The 12,174-nt window shown below is 69.1% G+C and carries 11 protein-coding genes; all 11 read left to right on the top strand.

The annotated features are described in order from the left end of the window. Positions 1-303: 303 nt before the first annotated feature. The 11 genes from rplJ to FXF65_RS00360 all read left to right on the top strand — a co-directional run bounded on the left by rplJ (position 304) and on the right by FXF65_RS00360 (position 12,146). Complete coding sequence (gene rplJ, locus FXF65_RS00410; RefSeq protein ID WP_148347512.1) at positions 304-912, top strand: 50S ribosomal protein L10; 609 nt, start codon at positions 304-306, stop codon at positions 910-912. A 51-nt stretch (positions 913-963) separates the two neighbouring features. Then, positions 964-1,353 (top strand): 50S ribosomal protein L7/L12, encoded by a 390-nt coding sequence (gene rplL, locus FXF65_RS00405; protein WP_148347511.1) that lies wholly within the window; start codon positions 964-966, stop codon positions 1,351-1,353. 568 nt (positions 1,354-1,921) lie between these two features. Further along, complete coding sequence (locus tag FXF65_RS00400) at positions 1,922-2,995, top strand: ABC transporter ATP-binding protein (RefSeq protein ID WP_148347510.1); 1,074 nt, start codon at positions 1,922-1,924, stop codon at positions 2,993-2,995. Further along, entirely contained in the window at positions 2,995-3,852 is an 858-nt protein-coding gene (locus FXF65_RS00395; RefSeq protein ID WP_246198274.1) for an MlaE family ABC transporter permease, read from the top strand. The genes FXF65_RS00400 and FXF65_RS00395 overlap by 1 nt, the downstream gene beginning before the upstream one ends. Further along, a complete protein-coding gene (locus FXF65_RS00390) occupies positions 3,852-4,700 on the top strand; it encodes an MlaE family ABC transporter permease (RefSeq protein WP_148347509.1) in 849 nt (282 codons plus the stop codon). The genes FXF65_RS00395 and FXF65_RS00390 overlap by 1 nt, the downstream gene beginning before the upstream one ends. A 25-nt stretch (positions 4,701-4,725) precedes the next feature. Next, on the top strand, positions 4,726-6,030 hold the full coding sequence (locus tag FXF65_RS00385; protein ID WP_148347508.1) for an MCE family protein: 1,305 nt from the start codon (positions 4,726-4,728) through the stop codon (positions 6,028-6,030). Further along, positions 6,027-7,058 (top strand): MCE family protein, encoded by a 1,032-nt coding sequence (locus FXF65_RS00380; RefSeq protein WP_148347507.1) that lies wholly within the window; start codon positions 6,027-6,029, stop codon positions 7,056-7,058. The genes FXF65_RS00385 and FXF65_RS00380 overlap by 4 nt, the downstream gene beginning before the upstream one ends. After that, a complete protein-coding gene (locus tag FXF65_RS00375; RefSeq protein ID WP_148347506.1) occupies positions 7,059-8,135 on the top strand; it encodes an MCE family protein in 1,077 nt (358 codons plus the stop codon). A 17-nt stretch (positions 8,136-8,152) separates the two neighbouring features. Further along, entirely contained in the window at positions 8,153-9,394 is a 1,242-nt protein-coding gene (locus FXF65_RS00370; RefSeq protein WP_148347505.1) for an MCE family protein, read from the top strand. Then, positions 9,391-10,683 carry an MCE family protein gene (locus FXF65_RS00365; protein WP_148347504.1) on the top strand — a complete coding sequence of 431 codons (1,293 nt, stop codon included), beginning with the start codon at positions 9,391-9,393 and terminating at the stop codon, positions 10,681-10,683. Before FXF65_RS00370 ends, FXF65_RS00365 begins: the two co-directional genes overlap by 4 nt. Next, entirely contained in the window at positions 10,680-12,146 is a 1,467-nt protein-coding gene (locus tag FXF65_RS00360; protein ID WP_148347503.1) for an MCE family protein, read from the top strand. Before FXF65_RS00365 ends, FXF65_RS00360 begins: the two co-directional genes overlap by 4 nt. Positions 12,147-12,174: the final 28 nt, after the last annotated feature.

The following is a 12,174-nucleotide window of genomic DNA, read 5'->3' as shown; positions in this document are numbered from 1 at the left end:
AGGGCCGCGCCGCGATGACCGGCGCGGCCCTCGCCGTATCCGATTTGGCGTTGCCCGCGCGCGTTACGTATCCTGTTCGATGCCGAAGACCGCCGGTCGTCGCCCCATCCGGGGCGGCCGAAGGACCCGACTAGTTTCGGGCGGCCTGCGCAGGTGAGACGAGAGCTTCCCGCATGGCCTCCGCGCCCTGCCTGTGGACGCCCCGCGCTTATCTGCGCCGGGGCGTTTTTTGGTCGATCCGGGTCCGTCCCCCAGGGGACGGGCGAGGGTCGTGACCAACCCAGGTAATCGGAAGGAGGCCACATGGCAAAGGCCGACAAGGCCGCGGCGGTCGCCGAGCTCAAGAACGAGTTCGAGAGTTCGAACGGCGCCGTGCTGACCGAGTACCGCGGGCTCACGGTGGCGCAGCTCAAGGAGCTGCGCACCAACCTCGGCGAGACCGCGCGGTTCGCCGTGGTGAAGAACACGCTGACCAAGCGCGCGGCGAACGAGGCCGGCGTCGACGAGAAGTTCGCTGAACTGCTCGAAGGCCCGTCGGCGATCGCGTTCGTCCGCGGCGACGTGGTCGAGGCCGCTAAGGGCCTGCGTGACTTCGCCAAGGCGAACCCGCTCCTGGTGATCAAGGGCGGCTTCATCGACGGTCAGTCGATGGACGCCTCCGAGATCTCCAAGCTCGCGGACCTCGAGTCGCGCGAGGTGCTCCTCGCGAAGCTCGCGGGCGCGATGAAGGCGTCGATGTCGAACGCGGCGGCGCTGTTCAACGCCCTGCCGACGCAGGCGGCCCAGCTCGTCGAGGCGCTGCGCGTCAAGCGCGAGGCCGCCGGCGAGACCGCCGAGGCCCCGGCCGACGCGGCTCCGGCCGACGCGGCCCCGGCCGCCGACGAGGCACCCGCAGAGGCGTCCGCCGAGTAGGCACCCGCGGTACCCACACCCCATCCACGTAGCCACAGCGGAGGAAAGATCATGGCGAAGCTCAGCAATGACGACCTGCTCGACGCGTTCAAGGAGATGACCCTCCTGGAGCTGTCGGCGTTCCTGAAGGAGTTCGAGGAGGTCTTCGACGTCAAGGCCGCCGCCCCCGTCGCGGCCGTCGCCGCGGCCCCGGGCGCCCCGGTCGGCGGCGCCGAGGAGGCCGCGGTCCAGGACGAGTTCGACGTCATCCTGGAGGGCGCGGGCGACAAGAAGATCCAGGTCATCAAGGAGGTCCGCGCGCTGACGAGCCTCGGCCTCAAGGAGGCCAAGGACCTGGTCGACGGCGCGCCGAAGCCGCTCCTGGAGAAGGTCAACAAGGAGACCGCCGAGAAGGCGAAGGAGGCCCTGGAGAAGGCGGGCGCCTCCGTCACGGTCAAGTAGGACCGTCCAGGACCGTCGTCCTTCGAACGACGCTTCTCACGAGGCGGTCGTCCCACCGGAAGGTGGGGCGGCCGCCTCGTTCGCGTTCGCGGGACCTCCGAGTCGGGAGCGCCGAGTCGGGAGCGCCGGGATTCCGTCCGCGAGTGACAAACCGGCGTGGAAAACCGTGTGCCGCGGCGGGTTGTGCCGGTCCGGGGACGCGGCGTAGCGTCCCGTCTGGCGCTGCGGCCGCACCAGGCCGTCCGGTCCCGCGACCCGGCCGCGGCGTCCCCGGGGTGTTGCGCCGGTTCTCACACCATTAGCCTCATTGCCGCCATAAGTAACGATTGTCTTACGACGTCGCATTTAGCCGTTGATCTGGGCCGGAACCCCTTCCATTTGGACGGGAGGCCGCTACGGTAGTTGAACCCCGCGCCGCTACCGAACGGTAGTAAGAGGGCAGGCACACGGCGTGACAGCAACCGACCCCCGGAGCGGACAGCCGCAGACAGACCGCCGCAGAGACAGAGCCGGAGAGCTACTCGCTCATTGGTTCGGGATTCCCCCCGGCCTGGACGAAAGGTGACGAGTGGGCGTCGAGATCAGAGTCGAGGGCCTGACCAAGTCCTTCGGCCGCCAGGTGATCTGGCAGGACGTGTCGCTGACCATCCCCGCCGGGGAGATCTCCGTGCTGCTGGGCCCGTCCGGTACCGGCAAGTCGGTCTTCCTGAAATCGCTGGTCGGGCTGCTCAAGCCGGACCGCGGCCACATCTGGATCGGCGAGCGCGACCTGCCCCACCTCCCCGAGGCGCAGCTCTACGAGACGCGGAAGCTGTTCGGCGTGCTGTTCCAGGACGGCGCCCTCTTCGGCTCGATGAGCCTGTTCGACAACATCGCCTTCCCGCTGCGCGAGCACACCAGGAAGTCCGAGTCCGAGGTCAAGCGGATCGTCCTGGAGAAGATGGACATGGTCGGCCTGCTCGGCGCCGAGCACAAGCTGCCCGGCGAGATCTCCGGCGGCATGCGCAAGCGCGCCGGGCTCGCCCGCGCGCTCGTCCTCGACCCGGAGATCCTGCTCGTGGACGAGCCCGACTCCGGCCTCGACCCCGTCCGCACGGCGTTCCTGAACCAGGTGTTCATCGACCTCAACGCGCAGATCGGCGCGACGTTCCTCATCGTCACCCACGACATCAACACGGCGCGGACCGTCCCGGACAACATCGGCCTGCTCTACCAGCGGCACCTCGCGATGTTCGGGCCGCGGGAGATGCTGCTGTCCAGCGAGGAGCCGGTCGTCCGGCAGTTCCTCAACGCCAGCAAGATCGGCCCGATCGGGATGTCGGAGGAGAAGGACGAGTCCGAGCTGGAGGCCGAGGCGAAGATGGGCCACGACCCGGGCAAGCTGCCGCCGATCCCGCCGCAGCAGATGCCGAGCAACGGGCTGCTCCGCTCCGGGATGCACGCGCCCGGCGCGTGGTGCGCGGCGCACGGCGTCACCCCGCCGCCCGGCTCGTTCATCGACGACCTCGGCCGCGACTGGGTGGCCGAGTGGCCGCGGTACGTGTCGTCCATGACGCCGGTCGGCGCCGCCGGACCGGGCGGGCCGGGCGGCCAGTTCCCCGGCAGTCCGCCGCCGGGGCCGGCCGGAGGTGCGGGCCGCTGATGTCCTCTCCTGACACCGGCATCGGCGCGGGCCGGCAGGGGGGCGACGAGGGCGGCGGCTCCTCCGCGGCGTTCCGCAAGGTCGGGGACGGCGCGGTCAACATCCTGGTGAAGGAGCCGGGCCGGTTCTTCGCCCTCTGCCTGGACACGGGCCGCGCGCTGTTCAAGTGGCCGTTCCAGTGGCGCGAGTTCGTCCAGCAGGCGTGGTTCATCGTCAGCGTCACCGTCGTCCCGACGATGCTCGTCGCGATCCCGTTCGGCGGCGTGCTGTCGTTGCAGGTCGGCGGGCTGATCCGGCAGCTCGGCGCGCAGTCCTACACGGGCGCGACGGCGGTGGTCGCGATCGTCCGGGAGGCGAGCCCGCTCGTCACCTCGCTGCTGGTGGCGGGCGCCGCCGGGTCGGCGATGTGCGCCGACATCGGCTCGCGGAAGATCCGCGAGGAGATCGACGCCATGGAGGTGCTCGGCATCAACCCGCTGCACCGCCTGGTGGTGCCGCGGATGCTCGCCTGCGCGTTCGTCGCGCTCTTCCTGAACGGGCTCGTGTCGGTGGTCGGCCTGATGGGCGGCTACTTCTTCAACGTCATGCTGCAGGGCGGGACGCCCGGCGCCTATCTGGCGTCGTTCAACGCGATCGCGCAGCTCCCCGACCTTCTGCAGGCCGAGTTCAAGGCGTTCGTGTTCGGCATCACCGCCGGGCTCGTCGCCGCCTACAAGGGGCTGAACGCCAAGGGCGGACCGAAGGGCGTCGGCGACGCCGTCAACCAGACCGTCGTCATCACGTTCATGCTGCTCTTCCTGGAGAACTTCCTGATCTCCACGCTGTACTTCCAGTTCGTCCCGTCGAAGGGCATGTGATGGCGGCCTCGGGCAGCGGGCGGTCGCCGTTCTCCAGGTGGCTGAACACCCCCCTCGACCGGCTGGACGACTTCGGCCACCAGATGTCGTTCTACGCCCGCGCCTTCGCGTGGACGTTCCGGGTGTTGCGCCGCTACCGGACCGAGGTTCTCCGGCTGCTCGCCGAGGTCAGCCTCGGCACCGGCGGGCTCGCGGTGATCGGCGGCTCGGTGGCGATCGTCGGCTTCATGACGTTCTTCACCGGCAGCCAGGTCGGCCTCCAGGGCTACGAGTCGCTGAACCAGATCGGCACGGCCGCGTTCACCGGGTTCGTCGCGTCCTACTTCAACACGCGCGAGATCGCCCCGCTCGTGTCGGCGCTCGCGCTGTCGGCGACGGTCGGCTGCGGGTTCACCGCGCAACTCGGCGCGATGCGGATCTCGGACGAGATCGACGCGCTGGAGGTCATGGCCGTCCCGTCGATGCCTTTCCTCGTCACGACCCGGATGCTCGCCGGGATGATCGCGGTCATTCCGCTCTACATCGTCGGGCTGCTCGCGTCCTATGGTGCGACGCGCGTGATCGTGACGCTGTTCTACGGGCAGTCGACCGGCACCTACGACCACTATTTCCATCTGTTCCTACCGCCGAACGACATCCTGTGGTCCTTCGGCAAGGTGATCATCTTCTCGGTCCTGGTGATGCTGATCCACTGCTATTACGGCTACCACGCGAGCGGCGGCCCTGCGGGCGTCGGCGTCGCGGTGGGCCGCGCGGTCCGCACCAGCATCGTCGTGATCAACGTGGCGGACCTGCTGCTCGGCATGGCCATCTGGGGCACCGGCACCGGCGTTCGGATCGCGGGATGAGCGGGGTGGGCGGGGTGACGGTCTGATGAGCCAACGCATTCGGTACCGGCTGCTCGGCACGGGAATGCTTCTCGTGATCGTGCTGCTGCTGGCGCTGACCGTCGCGCTGTACAACAAGTCGTTCACGTCGGTGACCGAGGTGAAGGTGTCCGCGCGGCGCGCCGGGCTGCAATTGCTGCCGCATTCGGACGTCAAAGTGCGCGGTCTGATCGTCGGCGAGGTGCGCGGCACGGACGCGACGGAGAATGGCGCGACATTGCGGCTGGCGCTCGATCCGGGCAAGGCGAAGATGATCCCGGAGAACGTCCAGGCGCGGCTGCTGCCGAAGACGCTGTTCGGTGAGAAGTACGTCGATCTGCAGATTCCGGAGCGGCCCGGCCCGCTCGGGCTGCGCGCGGGCGCCGTCATCCCGGAGGACCGCTCGCAGGCCGCCGTCGAGATCGACAAGCTGCTGAACGACCTGCTGCCGCTGCTCCAGGCGGTGAAGCCAGCGGAGCTGAACGCGACGCTGAACGCCCTCGCCACGGCGCTGCAGGGCCGCGGCGACCAGATCGGCCGGAACCTGGAGCAGGCCGACGAGCTGCTCCGCAAGATCAACCCGCAGCTCGGCACGCTGGTGCACGACCTGAACGGGCTCGCGGACGTGTCCGACATCTACCACGCGGCCGCCCCCGACCTGGTGCAGACGCTTCGCAACCTCAACGTCACCAGCCGGACGATCACCGACAAGCGGGACGCGATCGAGCGGCTGATCCCGGCGACCACCGCGCTGGCGCGGGACGGCGACACGTTCATGCGGCAGAACGGCCCGAAGATCATCGGGGTGAACATCGCGAACCGGGACGGGCTGAGCGTCGTCGCGAAGTACTCGCCGTCGCTGCCCTGCGTCCTCGCCGGGATGATGAAGCTGAAGCCCGAGGCCGAGCGGGTGGCGGGCGCGAACGGCTCGAAGACCTTCAACCTGACGATCGAGATCGTCAAGCCGCGGCCGGGCTACAAGTACCCGCTGGACGCTCCCGAGGCGAAGGACCAGCGCAACCCGCGCTGCTACAACCTGCCGAACCCGAAGGTCCCCTTCCCCGACTACCTGGCGCTGGACGGCACCCAGGACGACCTGTGGTGGAAGAACCCCAGCGACCCGAACGGCGGCGGCAGCCGGGGCCGGGCCGTGTCGAACGTGTTCGTCGACCCGGGCTCGATGAGCGAGAAGGACAAGATCAAGAACATCGTCGGCCCGATGACGCGGACGCCCGCCGACGAGCTCTCCGACCTGTCCGTGCTGATGTTCGGCCCGCTGTTCGGCGACGGATCGGTGGTGACGATCAATTGAGGACGACGAGCGCCGCCATCAAACTGGGCATCTTCGTGGTCGTCACGTCGGTGGCCACCGGCATCCTCGCGATGACGATCTCCAACACGCGGTTCCGGGACACCGTCCGCTACAAGGCGATCTTCACGGACGTGACCGGGCTGCTGAAGAACGACGACGTCCGCGTCGCGGGCGTCCGGGTCGGCCAGATCGAGGGCATCAAGCTCTACAAGGGAACGCAGGCCGAGGTCACGTTCAGCGTCGAGGACGACGACGCGTTCAAGGCGGGCCTGCCGTCGTCCACGCGGGCGCAGATCCGGTACCGCAACCTGATGGGGCAGCGGTACCTCTCGCTCACCGACGGCGCCGGGAAGGTCAACGGCTACCTGCACGAGGGCGGCACGATCCCGGTGGCGCAGACCGAGCCCGCGCTCGACCTGACGACGCTGTTCAACGGGTTCCGGCCGCTGTTCAGCGCGCTGGAGCCGAAGGACGTGAACACGCTCGCGACGCAGATCGTCCAGGTGCTCCAGGGCGAGGGCGGGACGATCAACAGCCTGCTCGCGCACGTCGCGTCGCTGACCAACACGCTCGCCGACCGCGACCGCGTCATCGGCCAGGTGATCGACAACCTGAACACCGTGCTCGGCACCATCGACGAGCGGCACACCGAGGTCAACCGGCTGATCACCGACCTGCGCGGGTTCGTCGGCGGGGTGTCCGGCGACCGGCAGGCGATCTTCGACTCGGTCGCGGCGATCAACGACCTGGAGGGCACGACGCGGAGCCTGCTCGCGGACGCCCGTCCCGGCATCGCCGACGACATCGCCGGGCTCCGCAAGCTCACGGCGACGCTGGACGCCAACAAGCGCGACCTCGACCAGGGCCTCCAACGCACCCCGAAGCGGCTGGAGGGGCTCGTCAACATCTCGTCCTACGGCTCCTGGTTCAACATGTACATCTGCGGTCTCGACGCGCGGGTGCGGCTGCCGGGCGGTCCCGTCTACCAGACGCCGGCGATCGTGAACGAGAGCGCGAGGTGCAAGTAGATGAGGGTGACGTTCCGGGAGCGCAACCCGCTCCCCATCGGCCTCGCGGGCTTCGCGGTCATCGCCGTCCTGCTGGCGCTGGCGCTGAACCTCGACAACATCCCGTTCGTGTCGGGCGGGAAGACGCACACGGCGTCGTTCCGGGAGGCGGCCGGGCTGAAGGCGGGCGAGGAGGTCCGCATCGCGGGCGTCAAGGTCGGCGAGGTCAAGAAGCTGGAGCTGGACGGCGACCACGTCAGGGTCACCTTCCGCGTGGACGACGGTGTGCGGCTCGGCGCGGGGACCAAGGCGTCCATCAAGATCAAGACGGTGCTCGGCGCCCACTACGTGGAGCTCACCCCGCGCGGGAAGGGGCGGCTCGGCCGCAACATCCCGGTCGCGCGGACGAGCGTCCCGTTCGAGATCGTCCCGGCGATCAGCGAGCTGAGCAAGACCATCGGCGACATCGACGTTCAGCAGGTCGCGAAGTCGTTCGACGTGCTGTCGGACACCTTCAAGAACTCGCCGGAGGAGGTCCGGGCGTCGTTGCAGGGGTTGCGGCGGCTGTCGAACACGGTCGCGTCCCGCGACGACCAGTTGCACGAACTCGCGGGCAAGGCCAAGGACGTCTCCAAGCTCCTGGCCGACCGCAACCAGGACTTCGCGAAACTCGTCCAGGACGGCGACAAGGTGCTCCAGGCCGTGCAGGCGCGGCGGGCCGTCATCCACCAGCTCCTGATCAACACGGTGACGCTGTCGCAGCAGGTCAACGCGCTGATCAACGAGAACGAGAAGCAGCTCGGCCCGATGCTCGACAACCTCTCGGAGGTCAACCGGGTCCTGCTCAAGAACCAGGACAACCTCGACCGGGTCATCAAGTTGTTCGCGCCGTTCGCCCGCCAGTTCTCGGACGTGACCGGCACCGGGCGCTGGTTCGACTCCTGGATCCAGAACCTCATCCCGATCCCCGCCTCGATCCAGGACCCCAAGCAGCAGGGCGGCGGGACGACCCAGACCCAGAAGCCGAATCAGAAGCCGACTCAGAAGCAGGGGCAGACCGGCAACCGGCCGGACAACCCGCTGCCCTTCCTCCCGTGAGCTAGCAGGCAGGTTCCATGCGCAACTCCGCGACCATCCTTCGCCTCGGCGGCGCGATCCTCGCCGTCGCAGTGCTGGCTGCCGCGCTCCTGCTGGTGTTCCAGGGGACGGAGCAGCGGCACATGACCGCGTACTTCACGAAGACGGTCGGCCTCTACAAGGGCGCGGACGTCCGCATCCTCGGCATCCCGGTCGGCGAGGTCACGAGCGTCGAGCCGGTCGGCGACGCGGTCAAGGTCGAGTTGAGGTACGACGCCAAGTACAAGGTGCCCGCGAACGCGAAGGCCGTCGTCGTCAACCAGACGCTCGTCGCCGACCGCTACATCCAGCTCGCCCCCGTCTACAAGGGCGGGCCGGTGCTGGCGGACGGCGCGACGCTCACCACGAGCAGGACGGCCGTCCCGGTCGAGGTGGACGAGGTCGGCTCCAGCCTGAACAAGCTCTCCAAGGCGCTCGGCCCGCAGGGCGCGAACGCGCCGGACGCGCCGGACGGCACCGGCCCCCTGTCGCGGCTGCTCAAGGTCGGCGCCGCGAACCTGGAGGGGCAGGGCGAGGACATCCGGCAGACGATCGCGGACACCTCCAGGGCCCTCGGCACCCTCAGCGCCGACCGCGGCGACATCGCCCAGACGATCCGGAACCTGCGGATCATCACCGACGCGATGAAGGCGAACGACCAGCAGATCAAGTCGTTCACCGGGCACCTGAACGGCGTGTCCGGGCAGCTCGCGGGGGAGAAGGAGGAGCTGAGCGCGGCCCTCAACACGCTCGCCCCGACGCTGCGGAACGTGCAGCGGTTCGTCAAGGACAACCGGACGGAGCTGGCGTCGAACGTCCGGCAGCTCGCGCAGATCACCGGCGTGCTGGTGAAGGAGAAGGACTCGCTGGCCGAGATCCTCACCGCGGGCCCGCTCGCGATCAACAACCTGGCCCGCGCGTACGACCCGATCAGCGGCACGATCCACACCCGCGACAACTTCCGCCAGTTCCACGACCTGGCCGACTGGATCTGCTCGCTGGCCTACTCGGCCGGGACGCCCGCCAAGCAGTGCCTCGACTTCGTCCGCCCGTACAACGGGATCGGGAAGGCGCTGACCGGGTTCAGCCTCGACCTGTCCTGGATCACCGCGCTGACCACGCACTACGAGCCGGTGCCGATCCCGCCGGACGCCTACGGCCCGCAGGGCCCGCCGAAGTCGGGGAAGACGCAGAGCAAGCCGGGCGACCTCTCCGCGCTGCTGCCGGGAGCCACCCGATGAGCGGCGCGGCACGGCTGAGGCGTCTCGCGGCCACCGCCATCGTGGGCGCGGTGGCGCTGTCGGGCTGCTCGTTCGACGGGGTGCAGTCGCTTCCGCTGCCGGGCGGCCCCGACCTCGGCTCGCACCCGAAGACCGTGCGGATCGAGTTCGCGAACGTGCTGGACCTCGTCCCGCAGTCGGCGGTCAAGGTCAACGACGTGTCGGTCGGCAAGGTCGAGAAGATCAAGCTGGCCGGGCGGCCGGGGCAGGACGGCTGGCACGCCGTCGTCACGGTCAAGGTGCGCGGCGACACGAAGCTCCCCGACAACGCCTACGCGACCATCGGGCAGACGAGCCTGCTGGGCGAGAAGTTCGTCGAGCTGAAACCGCCGGAGAAGGAGACGCCGGTCGGGGACCTCGGGAACGGCGACCTCATCCCGCTGAACCGGACGTCCCACGGCACCGAGATCGAAGAGGTCCTGTCGGCGATGTCGCTGCTGCTGAACGGCGGCGGCCTCGAACAGGTCTCCACGATCAGCCACGAGTTGCAGGCCGCGATGCGCGGCCGGGAGCCGACGATCAGGTCCGTGCTGTCCCGCGTGAACACCTTCGCCGGGACGCTCGACCGCAACCGCGCCGCGATCACCCGCGCGCTGGACAGCATCGACCGGCTCACCGGCAAGCTCTCGGACGAGCGGAAGACGATCCAGGACACCATCGACAAGACGGGCCCCGCGATCTCCGTCCTCAACCAGAACCGCGCCGACCTGACCAAGATGCTCGTCGCGCTGAACAAGCTCAGCCGCACCACGACCTACGTGATCGACAAGTCCAAGGCCGACCTGCTCGCGAACCTCCAGGACCTCGACAAGATCCTGCGGAACCTCAACAAGGCGGGCTCCGACCTGCCGAAGTCGTTGGAAAGCCTGATCACGTTCCCGTTCCCGGCGACGTTCGAGAACGTCATCGAGGGCGACTACGGCAACGTCCGGCTGACCCTCGACCTCGATCTTGAGTCCATCGCCCGCAACCTCCTCGGCGGCACCGACCTGGAGGGGCTGCTCGGCAGCGGACGCCAGATGCGCAACATGCTCCAGGTGCCGAACGTGACGCTGCCGGACACGCCGCTCGGCGTCCTGCCGCAGATGCCGGGCGACACCGGCGGCTCCGGTTCCGGCTCCGGCTCAGGCGGGCTTCCCGGACTTCCCGGGCTCCCGAGCGGCGGCTCCACTCCGGGGCGTCCGGGCGCGCTCGCGCCCGGGTCCGACGACGGCGGTCTGCGGACCCTGATGACGGGGGGCCTCTCGTGATCCTGAAACGCGGCGTCATCATCCAGTTGATCGCGTTCGCCGTCATCACCGTCGTCGGCGTGGCGATCGTGTCGGTGAACTACATCGGGATCGGACGCGACCTGCTCGGCAAGCAGTACGTCGCCTACGTCGACCTCACCGACTCCGGCGGCGTGTTCACCAACGCGGAGGTCACCTACCGGGGCGTCCCGGTCGGACGGGTCGGCCCCATCGAGCTGACCAAGGACGGCATCCGGGTCAAGCTGCTCCTCGAACGCGGCAAGCGCATCCCGAGGGACGGCACCAGGGCGATCATCGCCAACCGGTCGGCGGTCGGCGAGCAGTACATCGACCTGGAGCCCGCGAAGAAGACCGGCCCGTACCTGGACGAGGGCGACGCCTACACGATCCCGCGCCAGCGCACGGCGCTCCCCATCTCGACCGCCGAGCTACTGCGCAACGTCGACTCGCTGGTCGGCTCGGTCGACACCCGTGACCTCGGCATCATCGTGGACGAACTCAACAAGGCGTTCTCCGGATCGGCCGACGACCTCCAGTCGCTCCTGGACGACACCGACCGCCTCCTGAAGACCGCCGAGCAGGCTTACCCCGACACCAAGCGGCTCCTGGACAACAGCGTGACCGTCCTGGACACGCAGCGCGGGCAGGCCGCCAACATCCGCGGTTTCGCCGCCAACCTGAACGAGCTCACCACGTCCCTGCGCAACGACGACCCCGCCTTGCGCAAGACGATCGACGCGGTCCCCGGCGCGGTGGACGAATCCCACAAGGCCATCAACCAACTCGCCCCGACACTGCCCGTCTTCCTGGCCAACCTCACCACCACGGGCCAGATCATCGCGACGCGCAAGGCGGGCCTCCGGTCCCTGTTCATCCTCTACCCGGTGACCATGGCGGGCGCGTTCACCGTCACGCCCGGCGACGGCACCCAGCACCTCGGCCTCGCGCTGAACATCGACGCGCCGCCCGCCTGCACCAAGGGCTACGAGAAGGTGAAGCACCGCTGGCCGCAGGACACGTCGAAGAAGAAGCCGCGCCTGGACGCGGGCTGCAAGGCCCCGCACGACGCGCAGACGGCCGTCCGGGGCGGGCGCAACTTCCCCCGGGAGGACCTCGCCCCCGTCCCGCAGGTGCCGCCCGGCGCGACTGCGGGCGCCGGGTTCCCGGAGGGTGGCGCCGGGCCGCAGGGCGGCGCGAAGTCGCAGGCCAAGGGCACTCCGAAGAACTCGGACGGCTCCGGCGGCACGCCCGCCGCGGCGGCCCCGACCGGTCAGTTGTCAGATGACCGGCTATACCTCTCGTATCCGGCCGACACAGTCGAATTCGCTGGATACGATCCAACGACCGGCGCCGTCTACGGGCCCGACGGCAAGCGATACGCCATGCCGCGCAGCGCCGGTTCCCGCCAGCTCGGAGAGGATTCCTCGTGGAAGTGGCTCCTGCTCGGACCCCTGAGCCAATGAGGCCGGGTGAGTCGATGAAGCCGGGTGA

Source organism: Actinomadura syzygii (assembly GCF_008085905.1).
Taxonomy (GTDB): Bacteria; Actinomycetota; Actinomycetes; order Streptosporangiales; family Streptosporangiaceae; genus Spirillospora; species Spirillospora syzygii.
This window is presented reverse-complemented; position numbering and strand designations above follow the sequence as displayed.

What these genes read in the sequence shown, in the direction of transcription:
- rplJ (WP_148347512.1), top strand. Translation starts at nt 304, where the DNA reads ATGGCAAAGGCCGACAAGGCCGCGGCGGTCGCCGAGCTCAAGAACGAG.
- rplL (WP_148347511.1), top strand. Translation starts at nt 964, where the DNA reads ATGGCGAAGCTCAGCAATGACGACCTGCTCGACGCGTTCAAGGAGATG.
- FXF65_RS00395 (WP_246198274.1), top strand. Translation starts at nt 2,995, where the DNA reads ATGTCCTCTCCTGACACCGGCATCGGCGCGGGCCGGCAGGGGGGCGAC.
- FXF65_RS00390 (WP_148347509.1), top strand. Translation starts at nt 3,852, where the DNA reads ATGGCGGCCTCGGGCAGCGGGCGGTCGCCGTTCTCCAGGTGGCTGAAC.
- FXF65_RS00385 (WP_148347508.1), top strand. Translation starts at nt 4,726, where the DNA reads ATGAGCCAACGCATTCGGTACCGGCTGCTCGGCACGGGAATGCTTCTC.
- FXF65_RS00375 (WP_148347506.1), top strand. Translation starts at nt 7,059, where the DNA reads ATGAGGGTGACGTTCCGGGAGCGCAACCCGCTCCCCATCGGCCTCGCG.
- FXF65_RS00370 (WP_148347505.1), top strand. Translation starts at nt 8,153, where the DNA reads ATGCGCAACTCCGCGACCATCCTTCGCCTCGGCGGCGCGATCCTCGCC.
- FXF65_RS00365 (WP_148347504.1), top strand. Translation starts at nt 9,391, where the DNA reads ATGAGCGGCGCGGCACGGCTGAGGCGTCTCGCGGCCACCGCCATCGTG.